Here is a 12,837-nt window from a genome sequence, read left to right on the forward strand (position 1 = left end):
ACGCTGGGGAAATGCTGATCTTGGGTCTTGTGCTGATCGTCGTTGCCGCAGTTCTCATCGTTCTGGGTCTCTTCACCACCGGCAACGGTGATCTCGACGATCCGACCGCCACCCTGCTCGGTCTCCCGGTCGGTTCGACCACGATCTTCGTGATCGGCCTCGTCGCCGGCGTCCTTCTCCTCTTCGGGTTCTCGCTCACCAAGTGGGGCGGCAAGCACCAGGTGAAGTACATGAAGCAGAAGCGCCAGATGCGGGACATGGCCAAGACGCTGCAGGACGCCGAGACCAAGTCCGACACCGAGGCCGACACCAAGGCCGAGCCCAAGATCGCGCCCGAGCCCAAGTCCGAGGACGCCTAGTCCGATCGTAAGTCCGTCGGGCCGGCCCTCGCCTCGGCGGCCGGATCCCCCGGCTGACCGAGCCAGCGCGGTCCCTCGACCCGCACGGTGACGGTGACGTCCTCCCCGGCGATCTCGCACGACTCCAAGGTGGCGCCGTTGCGGTCGGTGATCGTCGTCGCTGCCGCACACGCGTCCTCGGAGACCTGGAGCGCGTTGGCCCCCGCCAACGCGGCCAGGTCGGCTGCGGACTGTGCGGTGCGGTGGGCGACGAAGACCGCGCCCACCACACCCAGCGCAGCACCGAGGAAGAGCAGCAGCCCGATGGCGCCGACAGCGAACGGGGCTGCCGACCCGCGCTCGTCCTTGCTCGGCCGGACCGTGCTCACTGCTCCCCCTGCGCGGTGTCCTGAGCCTGTCGAAGGGTCGCTTCGGTAGCGGCGACTGCCTCGCCGCGTACGGTCACTCCCGGCATCCAGCTGAAGATCCCGCCCGGCCCGGTCACCCGGGCTTGGGCGGAGGCGACGACCTCCTCGGCACCGGCGCTGACACTCACCTGCGTGCCCGCAGGCCCGACCCGACGTCCGCGGGCGGCAGCGGCGCCGCTGTCGTCCCCTCGCGCGACAGCCCGGGCAGTCTCCCGGGCCGCGTCGACCACCTGGATCTGTGCTGCTCCCACCGACAGCAACCACACCAGCCCGATGGTCACGGCCACCAGGAGCGGGATGACCATCACCAGCTCCGCGGTGGCCGCGCCCCGCTCGTTCCGCTCGCCCCGCTGCCCACGGACCATGGTCAGATCCCGAGCAGACTGAGGACGTGCTGGAACAGCCTGTTGAGCAGGTCGTTGCCGAAGCCACCGGTGAGCAGCTTGTAGAGCAGGCCGGCGAGCCCTGCACCTGCCGCCGTGCCGACGGCGTACTCAGCCGTCGTGATCCCCTTCTCGTTCTTCCGAAGATGTGCCTTGGCCATGGTTGGTCCTCACTGGTCGATGGCCGTCCGTACGGCCGTTCAAGGACGACAATGACCCGCTCCGCCGACCTTCGCGACCGTCATGTCGCCGGCTGTGGACAACCCGATCCCGAACCGGCCCTGTGGATGACAAACGGCCCGCTGATCAGCGGAAACAACGCCGCCGAGACGTCACGTACGTCGGCCGAGTTGGCAGTCGAATGCCAACTCGGCCGACGCGGGTGACGTCTCAGCCGACGGAGGCGACGCCTCGGCCGACCGGGGTGACGCTTCGGCAGGTGGGGGCCGCCTCGGCAGGTGCGTCAGATGCCGAGGTTGGAGAGGAGGCCGCCGACAACGGGGACAACGCCGAGCAGCAGGAAGGCGGGGAGGAGGCAGATGCCGAGCGGGACGGCGGCCTTGACTCCCACGGCGCGGGCGCGGTCCTCGACCTCGGCGCGGGCATTTCTGGTCAGGTCGTCGGCAAGGCGCTCGACCGTGGTGGCGACCGGGGCGCCGGTCGCCTGAGCTCGGGCCAGGGCCCGGCCCAATGGCGCCAGCGCGGGATCGTCCACCAGCGTGCGCCACGTCTTCTCCGGATCGGCTCCCAGGCGGAGCCGCGAAGCCGCTGGTAGGAGTCGGGCGGCTGCCGGCCCGGGCAGTGCTGCCGCAACCGCCACCAGCGCCTCGGCAGGCGCCGCACCGGATGAGAGTGCGGCGGAGAGCAGGCGGACCAAGGCAGGCAGCTCGGCCTTCGCAGCCTCCCGCTCACGGCGGATCTCGGCGGGCTCGACCCGGCCGATGACCAGCCAGCAGACGACACCCGCCGGAGCGGCCAGAACGGCGCCCGCCGTGCCGCCGACGAAGGAGTAGACCGCGCCGGCGGCGAGCAGCGCCAGCAACGGGCGCCAACGCATCATCCAGCCGCCGGGATCACCCCGATCCGCAACAACTGCGACCCTGTCGGGAAGCGGTGACGCCGGCGCCGGCAGCAACGCCGCCGCCAGCCCGAGCGCGACCGCAGCGAGCCAGATGCTCATGTTGCCTCGACCCCGCGCGCGATGCCCTCGATCCACCACAGCCCGAGCCAGCCGAGCAGCAGTCCGAGACCGAGGCAGGCCAGGCCCACCGGCGAGCCGAAGAGGAACGCCAGCGGGTCGCCACCGACGCCGCTGCCCATCGCCAGGGCAGCCACCGGCAGGCCTGCGATCAGGCGCGCGGTGGAGCGGGCCGATCCGAGCTCGCCGTCGACCACCCGCTGAGTAGCGGCCGCTGCCCGCAGGTCGAGCGCCACCCGGTCGAGCGCGTCCGCCAGACCGCTCCCGGTCTGATGGGCGATCTGCCAGGCAGCGGCGACCACGCGGAGCGATCCCGCTCCGGGCACCTCGGCGACCTTCCGCCAAGCGGCAGGGACGTCGGAACCCATCCGCTGCGCCTCGGCGACCGGCTCGATCACCGGCCACTCCGTGGCGAGCTGCGTCAGCGCCGGACCGGGCGGGTGCCCGGCTGCCAGCTCGGCCGCCATCTGCTCGCAGGCCTCGACGACGCGGTTGGCCGTACGCCCCGCCTCGATCCGTTCGCAGCGGCGCCGCCACAGGGCGACACCACCGAAGGTGGCGATCCCGAGCAAGACAGCCGCAACGACCGCCTTGCCCGGGAAGACGATGGGGATCAGGGCGACGAGGAGGAACGACCACCGCGGCACCCGCCACGCAGTCGACCGTGATCCGACCGCGGCTCGCGGGCGGAGCATCAGCGCGGCGGCGGCACCCGCCAGGCAGGCGACCAGCCCGAGGCTCAGCCCGCTCACCGCTCGGCTCCCAGCAGCGCCTCGAGCTGATCCGCAGCCGGTCCGGCGATCACGCCGCCATCGGCGGCCACCGAGAAGACGGTCTCCATCCGGACCAGCCCATCGGCACCACGCAGAGGGACCGCGATCTCGGTCAGCACTCGGCGGCCATCACGTCGCCGCAGGTGCACGACCACGTCGACACCGGAGGCGAACTGGCTGTGCGCCGCCTCCCTGCCGAGGCCGGCGGCGAGCGCCAGGGCCTCCACCCGCGCCGGGACATCGGCGGCGGAGTTGGCGTGCAGCGTGCCGCAGCCACCCTCGTGGCCGGTGTTCAGCGCGGCGAGGAGGTCGACGACCTCGGCGCCACGCACCTCCCCCACGACCAGCCGGTCCGGCCGCATCCTGAGCGCCTGGCGGACCAGCGTGTGGAGCTCGACGGCGCCGGCGGCCTCGATGTTGGCCGGGCGCGCCTCGAGGCCGACCACATGCGGATGGTCCGGACGCAGCTCGGAGGCATCCTCGACCAGCACCAGCCGCTCCTCCGGTGGCACCAGCGACAAGAGAGACGCCAGGAGAGTCGTCTTCCCGGTGCCGGTGCCTCCCGAGACGAGGAACGCCGACCGCGCCAGCACCAGCCGTCGCAGAAGATCGGCCACCGCGGGAACGACCATCCCCGAAGACTCCAGCTCGGAGAGGGTGAACGCCCGCGCCGAAGGCACCCGCAACGAGATCACCGTGCCCGGTCGCGCCAGCGGCGCGAGCACCGCATGAAACCGGCTGCCGTCGCCCAGCCTCAGGTCGACGTAGGGCGAGGCATCGTCCAGGCGGCGGCCGGCTCCGGCCGCCAGCCGCTGCGCCAGTCGCCGAACCGCATCGTCGTCAGGAAACGCGACCGGAGCGGGCTCCAGGCCGGCTCCGCGGTCGATGAAGACCTGATCGGGCCCGTTGACCAGGACGTCGGTCACCCCCGGCAACCGCAGCAGCGGCTCCAACGGCCCCGCGCCGACCACGTCGCGGCGCAGCATCTCGAAGACCGCCAGCACGGTCGCATCACCGACGATCCGCCCCTCCGCACGGAGCGCCTCCTGAACCCGGTGCGGGGTGAGCTCTCCCGGCGTACGCGCCAGGTGGTCGCGGACGAGGTCGACGACCTGGGGCGCGATGTCGACCGCGCCGATCATGCGGCCATCACCCCCGGGCGGACCCGGCAGCGCATCAGCACCTCGGCAGCAGCACGAGCCAGCGGCGCCCGCTTCGACCGGATCGGCCCCAGGCCCAGGTCGATGGCCTCCGAGAGCCCGCGCTGGTCGGACATCGACGCGATCACCGGGAGCCCGAGCGCACGCCCGACGGCCTCCGGTTCGGCCGCGCGGCCGCGTACGACGATCCGCACCCGATCCCGCTCGGGAAGGCGAGAGATCAGCCGGGCCGCAGACGCCGTGCCAGTGACGTTCGCGCGAACGACGACGAGGACGACGTCGCATCCGGTCAGCAGCGCCTCGGCTCCGGCGTCCGACTCGCGTGGCAGGTCGACCACGACCAGGTCATGGCCGCGACGGGCGGCGGCGAGCACCTCGCGCACCACCTCCGGCTTCGGTGGCACCACATCGCCACCAGGCCAGCCCAGCAGACCCAGCGACCCGACGTGTGGCACTGCCTCACGCAGCGCCCGGGCACCCAGCCGCCCGGCGGTCTGCCCGAGATCGCCCCAGGTCACCCCGGGGATCTCATCGAGACCGAGCACCCGCCCGGCTCCGGGACCGAGCCGGTCGGCGTCGATCAGCAGCGTCGACCCACGGTCGGCTCCCAAGCTGGCCAGGGCCGCGGCGTACGTCGTCGCACCGGCACCGCCCGATCCGGCCAGCACTCCGACGACCATGCCGTCGCCACCCTCACCGTCGCTGACGTCGGCGAGCAGCCCGGCGACCACGGTCTCGGCCGCCGGCAGCTCGAGCAACGTCTCGGCGCCAACCTCCAGCGCGGCGCGGAGCAGAGGCTCGCCGGTCGAGCCCCAGCCCACGACGTACACCCCGTCTCTTCGGGGTGGGCGCAGCGACGCAACCTCTGCCAGGAGATCGGCGCCGACGAGGATCAGTGGTGGTCGTTGCCATCGGCGCAGGGCGCCGACGGCGTCGGTGCACTCCTCGACGGTGACGCCCGAGGCGGCGGCCAGACGAGCCGCCTCAGCGGCGAGCAACGAGTCCGAGGTGATGACGAGAGGTTCCGAGGTCATGGCAGCAGGATCCGCCGCGACGCCGACAATTCCACCCGCAAATCCGGAGCCTGTGGATAACCCGGTCCCGAACCCGCCCTGTGGATGGCGATCGGCCCACCCAACAGCCGTCTACGATGTGCCCATGACACGCATCGCTGCGTTCTTCGACCTCGACAAGACGATCATCGCGAGGTCGAGCACGCTTGCGTTCTCCAAGCATTTTCAGGCCGGCGGCCTGATCACCCGTGCGGCCATGATCCGCTCGGCCTACACGCAGTTCGTCTACGTCGTCGGCGGGGCCGACCACGACCAGATGGAGAAGATGCGCAAGGCGCTCTCCGAGATGGTCACCGGATGGGACGTGGCGACCGTCAAGGAGATCGTCGCCGACACCCTCCACAACGTGGTCGACCCGCTCGTCTACGAGGAGGCCGTGCAGCTCATCGAGCAGCACCACGCCCAGGGCCACGACGTCATCATCGTCTCCGCCTCCGGCACCGAGCTGGTCGAGCCGATCGGCGCGATGCTCGGCGCCGACCACGTCGTCGCCACCCAGATGAAGATCGAGGACGGCCGCTACACCGGCGAGATCGCGCTCTACGCCTACCGCGAGGAGAAGGCCCGCGCGGTCCAGCAGCTGGCCGAGCGCTTCGGCTACGACCTCGAGCAGTCGTACGCCTACTCCGACTCCGTCACCGACCTCCCCATGCTGGAGGAGGTCGGTCACGCGTTCGCGGTCAATCCCGACAAGGACCTCCGCAAGGCCGCCAAGGAACGCGGCTGGGACATCCTGGTCTTCAACAAACCGGTCGCACTGCGCAGCCGCGTGCTCAGCCCGTCCACGCCGACCCTGGCTGCACTGGCCGTCGGGGGCGCCGTGGCGATCGCCGGCGGCGTCATCTGGGCGGGCACGAAGCGCCGTCGCCTCGGCGCCTGACTCGATTCTGCAGAAGCGACATGATCCTCCTCATCCTGCAGAAATTCCAGCCTTGTATCTGGCCGCCGATCAGCGTAGAAACAGAGGTGTAACAAGACGAACACGAGCGACAGGCACCCACGCGGCGATCCACCCATCTCATGGGGTGCTGTAGCCGGGGAGAAATCCCGACGCAGTGACCAGACCTTGCACGCTTGGTAACCAGAAACGCTCGTGTCAGCGGTGGCACCCGGTGCTCACAACCCACCGGGTGCCACCTGCTTTTGCCCTCGTCTACTCGGCCGCGTCCAGACGCAGCGGCGAGGCCTCGGCCCCCGCAGCGAACGCCTCGGCCGCGTAGAGCAGCCACGAGTGCGCTCCCGCCTGGCCCCCCTCGCGGAAGCCGCGCAGGTTCGACTCGTAGGCGGCCCGCAGCGCCAGGTGGCCGGCCTCAGGCACGACCAACGACTTCTCGTCCACGCCGCGCGCGACCAGGATGAGCCGCTCTGCGGCACGCGCGACCAGACCGTTGTGGGATGCGAACGGAGCAGCGGTCGCCAGATCGGCGTGTACGAACGCCGCCACGACCAACGCCGGCGCGGACGTCGGCGCGAGCAGCAGATCGGAGAGACGCCGCAACCGCTCGGCCGAGTCGGCCGACCGCGGACGGCCCAGCTCCTCCGCCTCCAGCGACCCCGCGGCCGCCAGCGCGTGCAGCCGCGCGAACGCCTGCAGCGGCGCGTGCTTCACCACCGGCACCAGCGAGAGGAGCTCGGTCGAGAGCCGTACCGCGTCCTGCGCGATCGCGTCCCCGCCGGAGTCCCGCACCTCACCCAACGTAGAGCCGGATCCCTCCAGCACGGCAGAGGCGTGTGCACCGCGCAGCAGCGACTCGGCGGTGGTCTCCGGAGACGTACGCCGCAGTCCCCGGTCACGCAGCATCACGTCGATACCGTCACGAGCTGCGGCGAACCCCGAGGCCACACCTTCGAGCGACACCAACCGGGCAAGCGGATCGTCCTTCACGCGTCAACCTTATGGCCTTATCCGCCGAGCAGCGACGTCGCGAGCGTCACGAGACGGGTGTGATGGCAAGGCGACGCCGCGAGGGCATACCGGGCGTCTGTTGAGCGGCGTCAACGCCGCCAGCGCGCCCGTATCGTGGCGCGCAGCAGGCGGGGCTCGGCGGATATGGCCATTGCGCGCGTTACCCTGACCGAGATGACGGACCCAGCCAACCCCGACCCCGCGCGCTCCTTCGGAGGCGTGGCGGACAGCTATGACCGCGGGCGCCCGTCCTATCCGGTGGATGCGGTGAAGTGGCTGGTCGGCGAGGAGCCGTGCTCGGTCCTCGAGCTCGGAGCCGGCACCGGCAAGCTGACCGAGGTGCTCGTCGGCCTCGGCCACGACGTCTTCGCGACCGACCCGGACGACGCGATGCTCGACATCCTCTCCGGGAAGCTCCCGGACGTACGCGCCACCAGCGGCACCGCCGAGCAGATCCCGACCGGCGACAGCCTCTACGACGTGGTCGTCGTGGGCCAGGCATTCCACTGGTTCGACCACGCCAAGGCGCTGGCCGAGATCGGGCGGGTGCTGCGTACGGACGGACGACTCGCCGTGGTCCAGAACGAGCGTGACGAGCGGATCCCGTGGGTGCGCAAGCTCGGCAAGCTGATCGGCAAGCAGACTGGGCTGACAGATGAGGGCGGCTTCGACCCGACCCCGATCCTCGACGACTCCGGGTTCTTCTCCGCCGTGGAGGCCCAGACGTTCCGGCACTGGCAGGTCGTCGACCGCCACTCGATCCAGGACCTGGCCCAGTCGCGCTCCAACATCGCGACCCTCCGGCAGGAGGCCCAGGACCAGAAGCGGCGCGAGGTGCTGGCCTTCTACGACGACTATGGCCGCGGCATGGACGGCATGCAGCTGCCCTACAACTGCCGTGCCTGGCGTACGCAGGTGCTCCCGCACGCGCAGATGGTCTCGACAGGCTCGACCACCGGCGCGCACGAGGTCGTCGAGATGGAAGAGGAGCCGCAGGTACCGCTGGCCAAGCGCACCGACACCGCCGTACGCCTCCCCCGCGTCATCACCGACCCTGAGAACGGCGACGACGACCTGCTCATCGACTTCCGGTGAGCGGGTCTCGCGGGCGCGTCGTGAGCGCGTCGCGCTCCGGGTCCATCAGGTCGAAGCTCTGGATGATCCAGAAGATCGCGAAGCAGGCCAGCAGCGAGACCTCGGTCGCCAGCAGCCAGTACGTCCAGCCGGTCAGGCCCAGCACGATGCCGGCCACCAGCAGCGCCACCATCGCCACGACCAGCGCCCAGTAGGTCTTGTCCAGCCGCGTACGCGCCTTGTCGGCCTCCTGCGCGACCTTCCGCACGCCCCAGTCGGTGTTGAGCACGACCGCCAGTGCAAACGGCGTGAAGGTGAACAGGGCCGCGAGCCCGTGCGCCTTGGTCGCAAAGGTCTCCTGGTCGATCAGCAGCCAGCCCACGCCGACGACCCACGCCGCCGCGACGGAGACCAGGCCGATGGCACCCCAGCGCGAGGGCCAGGCGCCGGCGGCGGCGCGCTTGCGGAGCCCGAAGATCAGCACGACCACCCAGCCGATCGCCATCACCGCCAGATAGCTCCAGGCGTTGTTGACGATGGCGGCCTTGTCGATCTCCTGCCCGATCTCCGGGGTCGGCACGAAGCCGACCATCGGGGCCGAGAGCCCGGCGAGGTTGAGCGCGGTGTCCTCCGCGTCGGTATAGCCGCGCAGCACCACCAGGCACACACCCAGCGAGCACAGCACCGCGGTGAAGACCGGGCCCGCAGGCGTGTAGTAGTAGGACGAGATGGAGGTCTGCCACTCCCCGCTCGTGATCGTCTCGGCGCCCACCGAGATCGCCAGCCCCGCGAGCAGACAGCACAGAGCGAAACGGACATAGCGGTACGTCGTCACCTCGGTCGTCATACTTCCCGAACGTAGCGGGATCCGGCCACCCTCGGGGCCCTATTCGGCAGCGCGTCCGAGACCCGCGCCAATCGTTCACCGAACAATGTCGAGGAACGCATAGCGTGACGAACACCACATCAGATAACGTAAATCGAAGCCGGATCCTCGCCGGTTTCGATAAATCCTCCGTCGCTCCCTACGATGCGCGCGTGAAGATGACGATCAAGTGAAATCCTTCGCCCCGAGACGACGATGTCTTGGGATGCGCCCGCGGACGCGTTAGCGTCCGGACGAAGCCGCATATCTCTGCCGTAGCCCCACCACCATCACCGCTCGGGCGATGCCTCCTGCGGAAAAAGTGAGGTCGACATGTCCAACGTGACATACCTCGAGGACGGCCCTTCCGTCCTCTCCCTGTACGAAGGTTTCTTCGCCGGTGGCGCCCGGATCCTGCACACCGCAGTCGTCCGCGCGCTCGACGCCACCACGCCTCAGCGACACAGCGTGCTGAGCCTCAGCGACCGCGTACAGCGCGAGTTCACCGCGCAGCGGATCTCCTCCGACAACTCCTACCGCCGCCTGACCTCGGCCGGCGTGCCGGTGCGGGCATTGAGACGTACGCCTTCGGGCCCGATCACCACCAGCCAGCTCAAGCGCGTGGCGCAGTCGGTGGCGAAGGCCGACGTGGTGCTCTCCCTCAAGGAGCAGCCGCTCACGGTGCTGGGCAGGGTCGGCACGTCGGGAACTCCGCTGATCACCTGCCTGCACCGCTCCGACCCGGAGCACCAGGGTGCCGGGGTGCAGGAGCTCATCGACCTCGACCGCGCCGGGCTGCTGACCGCGGCAGTGTGCTGCGCGGAGTCGACCCAGCGGGCCTACCACGAGGCGACCGGGATCCCGCTGGAGCGGCTGCCGGTCCTCCCCAACGGGGTCGATCTCTACAAGTTCCGCACCGATGCCGAACTGAGGGCCGGCAAGCGGGCCGAGCTCGGGGTGGACGGCGACGCACCCGTGGTGATGATCGCGGCGCGCTTCGACGAGATGAAGAACATCCCGCTCTTCGTCCGGGCCGCGCGCCGGTTCGTCCGAGAGCACCCCGACGCCCACCTCGTCATGTGCGGCGCCGGGATGACCGCGGACAACCCGGCCTTCGCCCAGCTCATCACCGAGGAGCTCGGCTCGTGGCCGGCGCTGGAGACCAACCTGCACGCCCTCGGGATCCAGAGCCAGATGGCGCCGCTCTACAACGCCGCCGACCTGATCACGCTCACCTCGGCCTTCGGCGAGGCCGCCCCGCTGTGCCTGCTCGAGGGGATGGCCTGTGGCGCAGTCCCGGTGACCACGCCGGTCGGGGACGCTCCGGCCATGGTCGGTGACCTCCGTCTGGTCTCGAGCTTCGACCCGGCCGAGATGGCCGAGTCCTGGAAGGCCGCCTTCGCCCAGCGCGAGGAGCACTTCGAGCGGATCTTCCGCAACCGGCAGCGCCTCTCCGAGCAGCGGCTCTTCGATGCGTACGCCCGGCTCATCAAGGACTCCGCCGACTCGGCACTCATCCCGGTCGCAGTCTGAGACGATCGCTGGTCGAGCCCCATCAGCGGGGCTCGACCAGCGATCGGGCGGCTCAGTAGATGCTCACGCCGTAGGCGTTGACGGCCTCACGAACAGGCTGGAAGAAGGTCGTTCCGCCCGTCCTGCAGTTGCCGGAACCACCCGAGGTGATGCCGAGGGCCTTGGTGCCGTCGTAGAGCGCGCCGCCGGAGTCGCCCGGCTCGGCGCACACATTGGTCTGGATCAGACCGCTGACCCGGCCGGAGCCCTGATAGCGGACGGTGACGTTGAGCGCCTGGACGGTGCCGGTGTGGACTCCGGTGGTGGAGCCGTCGCGGGTGACCCTCTCACCGACGTACGCATCGGCGACCGAGAAGCCGCCGGGGTGCGAGAGCGAGGGGTTGTCGTAGCGGACCAGGGCGTAGTCGTTGCCCGGGAAGCTCGAGGAGACCGTCGGCCCGATCAGGGTGGACTGGGCCGAGTTGGCGTACCAGGTCGGAACCTCGTCACCGCAGTGACCGGCGGTGATGAAGTAGTAGCTGCTGCCGCTCTGCACGTTGAACCCCAGCGAGCAGCGGTAGCCGGAGCCGTAGATCGCGTCGCCGGCGCCGAGCAGCGTGGTGAACTTGCCGGCGGTGCGGTTGATCGTGAGCGCGTCGGCGTCGGCACCGGCGGCCTTGGTGACCTTGGCGAGCTCTGCCTTCGAGACTGTGGAGTCGGCGGTGACGACGACCTTGCCGGTGGCGGCGTCGGTGTACCAGGCGATGCCGGACACGGCTGACTTGTCGACGGCGGAGTTGACCGCTGCCAGCGCCTTCGGACTGAACTCCTTGTGGTCTGGTGCGGCGACAGCCGGCGTGGTGGCAGCTGTGGCTGCCAGGCCAAGACCGGCGAAGACTGCGGCCAGACGGGTGCGGGACGTGGTGAACCTCATGTGTTCCTCCTACGAACGACCAGGCACCCGCGTGGTTGCAGGCGCCAGGAGAGCCCGACCACCGCGATGTGCCCGAGCACGCCTTCTCGGGAGTATGTCGGCGGGTCGATCGGTCGGCTATGCGGAGGAAGAAAATTTCACCGCCAGGCGGAAATGGTTACCAAATAGGGCGAAGTGGTCTGAACCACTTCGCCCTGTTCGAGCCGCGTATCAGTAGATGTTGACGTCGTAGGCGTTGACGGCTTCGCGGACCGGCTGGAAGAAGGTCGTGCCGCCCGAGTCGCAGTCACCGGAGCCGCCCGAGGTGATTCCGAGGGCCGTCGAGCCGGCGTAGAGCGGGCCGCCGGAGTCACCCGACTCGGCGCAGATGTCGGTCTGGATCATGCCGCGTACGGTGCCGGACCCGCGGTAGCGGACCGAGACGTCGAGCGCCTCGACCCGGCCGGAGTGCACGCCGGTGGACGAGCCGTCGCGGGTCACCCGCTGGCCGACGCGCGCGTCACCGACGGAGTAGCCGCCCTGGTGGGTCAGCGAGGTGTTGGCGTAACGCACCAGCGCGTAGTCGTTGCCCGGGAAGCTCGACTTCACCGTCGGTCCGATCCGGGTGGTCCGACCTGAGTTGGTGTACCACGTCCCCACCTCTTCGGCGCAGTGACCGGCGGTGAGGAAGTAATGGGTGCCACCGCTGCGTACGTTGAAGCCGACCGAGCACCGAACGCCCTCGCCGTAGATGGCGTCGCCGGCGCCGATGAACGGCTTGAACTCGCCCTTGGCGCGCTTGATCGTGATCGCGTCGGCATCGGCGCCGACGGTCCGGGTCAACTTGCTCAGCGCGGAGGCGGGGACGGTGGAGTCGGCGGTCACGACCACCTTGCCGGTGGCCTCGTCGGTGTACCAGGCGATGCCGGACAGCGCGGATCTGTTGACCGCGGAGTCGACGGCGGCGTAGGCGGCGGCCAGCGCCTTTGCGCGGGCCCCCGCCTCGGGGGGCGCGGCGACCGCCGGCGTGGCCGCGGCGGTAGCCGCCAGCCCTAGACCGACCGCTGCCGCGAGCAGCCGGCTGCGTGACCTGGTGAGCCTCATGCGTTCCTCCTGGGACGACCAGGCGCCCGCTTCGGTAGCGCGCGCCACGTGCACGACCACCGCGATGTGCCCGAACACGTCACTGTGAGTATGTCGTTGTAGACACCTCA

The 12,837-nt window shown here is 70.2% G+C and carries 15 protein-coding genes; 4 read left to right on the plus strand and 11 right to left on the minus strand.

What is annotated here, in order from left to right; all coding sequences use genetic code 11:
- Positions 1-11 precede the first annotated feature (11 nt).
- Positions 12-359 carry a hypothetical protein gene (locus tag ABTW65_RS11945; RefSeq protein WP_350660303.1) on the plus strand — a complete coding sequence of 116 codons (348 nt, stop codon included), beginning with the start codon at positions 12-14 and terminating at the stop codon, positions 357-359.
- On the opposite strand, the gene ABTW65_RS11950 is transcribed toward ABTW65_RS11945, so the two are convergent.
- From ABTW65_RS11950 to ssd, 7 genes are all read right to left on the minus strand, one after another.
- Positions 356-727: an Rv3654c family TadE-like protein gene (locus ABTW65_RS11950; protein ID WP_350660304.1), complete on the minus strand. Its 372-nt coding sequence runs from the start codon at positions 725-727 to the stop codon at positions 356-358. The genes ABTW65_RS11945 and ABTW65_RS11950 overlap by 4 nt on opposite strands.
- Positions 724-1,131, minus strand: coding sequence for a TadE family type IV pilus minor pilin (locus tag ABTW65_RS11955; RefSeq protein ID WP_350660305.1), 408 nt, complete (start codon positions 1,129-1,131; stop codon positions 724-726). The genes ABTW65_RS11950 and ABTW65_RS11955 overlap by 4 nt, the downstream gene beginning before the upstream one ends.
- A 2-nt stretch (positions 1,132-1,133) precedes the next feature.
- Positions 1,134-1,310, minus strand: a complete 177-nt coding sequence (locus tag ABTW65_RS11960) for a DUF4244 domain-containing protein (protein ID WP_141801821.1) — start codon at positions 1,308-1,310, stop codon at positions 1,134-1,136.
- A gap of 302 nt (positions 1,311-1,612) precedes the next feature.
- Positions 1,613-2,329 carry a type II secretion system F family protein gene (locus tag ABTW65_RS11965; RefSeq protein ID WP_350660306.1) on the minus strand — a complete coding sequence of 239 codons (717 nt, stop codon included), beginning with the start codon at positions 2,327-2,329 and terminating at the stop codon, positions 1,613-1,615.
- Positions 2,326-3,099, minus strand: a complete 774-nt coding sequence (locus ABTW65_RS11970) for a type II secretion system F family protein (RefSeq protein WP_350660307.1) — start codon at positions 3,097-3,099, stop codon at positions 2,326-2,328. Before ABTW65_RS11970 ends, ABTW65_RS11965 begins: the two co-directional genes overlap by 4 nt.
- On the minus strand, positions 3,096-4,262 hold the full coding sequence (locus ABTW65_RS11975) for a TadA family conjugal transfer-associated ATPase (RefSeq protein WP_350660308.1): 1,167 nt from the start codon (positions 4,260-4,262) through the stop codon (positions 3,096-3,098). Before ABTW65_RS11975 ends, ABTW65_RS11970 begins: the two co-directional genes overlap by 4 nt.
- The gene (gene ssd / locus ABTW65_RS11980; RefSeq protein ID WP_350660309.1) at positions 4,259-5,314 is read right to left on the minus strand and encodes a septum site-determining protein Ssd; all 1,056 of its coding nucleotides are present in this window, start codon (positions 5,312-5,314) and stop codon (positions 4,259-4,261) included. Before ssd ends, ABTW65_RS11975 begins: the two co-directional genes overlap by 4 nt.
- 124 nt (positions 5,315-5,438) lie before the next feature.
- Here ssd and ABTW65_RS11985 point away from each other — a divergent pair, with 124 nt between their 5' ends.
- Complete coding sequence (locus ABTW65_RS11985; RefSeq protein ID WP_350660310.1) at positions 5,439-6,233, plus strand: HAD family hydrolase; 795 nt, start codon at positions 5,439-5,441, stop codon at positions 6,231-6,233.
- Between the two features lie 273 nt (positions 6,234-6,506).
- On the opposite strand, the gene ABTW65_RS11990 is transcribed toward ABTW65_RS11985, so the two are convergent.
- On the minus strand, positions 6,507-7,238 hold the full coding sequence (locus ABTW65_RS11990) for a Fic family protein (protein ID WP_350660311.1): 732 nt from the start codon (positions 7,236-7,238) through the stop codon (positions 6,507-6,509).
- A 195-nt stretch (positions 7,239-7,433) separates the two neighbouring features.
- Here ABTW65_RS11990 and ABTW65_RS11995 point away from each other — a divergent pair, with 195 nt between their 5' ends.
- A complete protein-coding gene (locus ABTW65_RS11995; protein ID WP_350660312.1) occupies positions 7,434-8,354 on the plus strand; it encodes a class I SAM-dependent methyltransferase in 921 nt (306 codons plus the stop codon).
- On the opposite strand, the gene ABTW65_RS12000 is transcribed toward ABTW65_RS11995, so the two are convergent.
- On the minus strand, positions 8,338-9,180 hold the full coding sequence (locus tag ABTW65_RS12000; protein ID WP_350660314.1) for a hypothetical protein: 843 nt from the start codon (positions 9,178-9,180) through the stop codon (positions 8,338-8,340). The genes ABTW65_RS11995 and ABTW65_RS12000 overlap by 17 nt on opposite strands.
- A gap of 351 nt (positions 9,181-9,531) precedes the next feature.
- On the opposite strand from ABTW65_RS12000, the gene ABTW65_RS12005 reads away from it, so the two are divergent.
- Complete coding sequence (locus tag ABTW65_RS12005) at positions 9,532-10,731, plus strand: glycosyltransferase (RefSeq protein ID WP_350660315.1); 1,200 nt, start codon at positions 9,532-9,534, stop codon at positions 10,729-10,731.
- 52 nt (positions 10,732-10,783) lie between these two features.
- Here ABTW65_RS12005 and ABTW65_RS12010 read toward each other — a convergent pair whose 3' ends face one another.
- Both ABTW65_RS12010 and ABTW65_RS12015 read right to left on the minus strand, forming a co-directional pair.
- The gene (locus ABTW65_RS12010) at positions 10,784-11,644 is read right to left on the minus strand and encodes a S1 family peptidase (protein ID WP_350660316.1); all 861 of its coding nucleotides are present in this window, start codon (positions 11,642-11,644) and stop codon (positions 10,784-10,786) included.
- A gap of 210 nt (positions 11,645-11,854) precedes the next feature.
- The gene (locus tag ABTW65_RS12015) at positions 11,855-12,727 is read right to left on the minus strand and encodes a S1 family peptidase (RefSeq protein ID WP_350660317.1); all 873 of its coding nucleotides are present in this window, start codon (positions 12,725-12,727) and stop codon (positions 11,855-11,857) included.
- Positions 12,728-12,837 lie beyond the last annotated feature (110 nt).

The sequence above is a fragment of the Nocardioides sp. NPDC127503 genome (assembly GCF_040302165.1).
GTDB lineage: Bacteria > Actinomycetota > Actinomycetes > Propionibacteriales > Nocardioidaceae > Nocardioides.

Excerpts from the sequence above, each read along its gene's own strand:
- ABTW65_RS11995 (WP_350660312.1), top strand. The coding sequence starts at position 7,434 with ATGACGGACCCAGCCAACCCCGACCCCGCGCGCTCCTTCGGAGGCGTG.
- ABTW65_RS11965 (WP_350660306.1), bottom strand. The coding sequence starts at position 2,329 with ATGAGCATCTGGCTCGCTGCGGTCGCGCTCGGGCTGGCGGCGGCGTTG.
- ssd (WP_350660309.1), bottom strand. The coding sequence starts at position 5,314 with ATGACCTCGGAACCTCTCGTCATCACCTCGGACTCGTTGCTCGCCGCT.
- ABTW65_RS11945 (WP_350660303.1), top strand. The coding sequence starts at position 12 with ATGCTGATCTTGGGTCTTGTGCTGATCGTCGTTGCCGCAGTTCTCATC.
- ABTW65_RS12010 (WP_350660316.1), bottom strand. The coding sequence starts at position 11,644 with ATGAGGTTCACCACGTCCCGCACCCGTCTGGCCGCAGTCTTCGCCGGT.
- ABTW65_RS12015 (WP_350660317.1), bottom strand. The coding sequence starts at position 12,727 with ATGAGGCTCACCAGGTCACGCAGCCGGCTGCTCGCGGCAGCGGTCGGT.
- ABTW65_RS12000 (WP_350660314.1), bottom strand. The coding sequence starts at position 9,180 with ATGACGACCGAGGTGACGACGTACCGCTATGTCCGTTTCGCTCTGTGC.
- ABTW65_RS11960 (WP_141801821.1), bottom strand. The coding sequence starts at position 1,310 with ATGGCCAAGGCACATCTTCGGAAGAACGAGAAGGGGATCACGACGGCT.
- ABTW65_RS12005 (WP_350660315.1), top strand. The coding sequence starts at position 9,532 with ATGTCCAACGTGACATACCTCGAGGACGGCCCTTCCGTCCTCTCCCTG.
- ABTW65_RS11955 (WP_350660305.1), bottom strand. The coding sequence starts at position 1,131 with ATGGTCCGTGGGCAGCGGGGCGAGCGGAACGAGCGGGGCGCGGCCACC.
- ABTW65_RS11985 (WP_350660310.1), top strand. The coding sequence starts at position 5,439 with ATGACACGCATCGCTGCGTTCTTCGACCTCGACAAGACGATCATCGCG.
- ABTW65_RS11975 (WP_350660308.1), bottom strand. The coding sequence starts at position 4,262 with ATGATCGGCGCGGTCGACATCGCGCCCCAGGTCGTCGACCTCGTCCGC.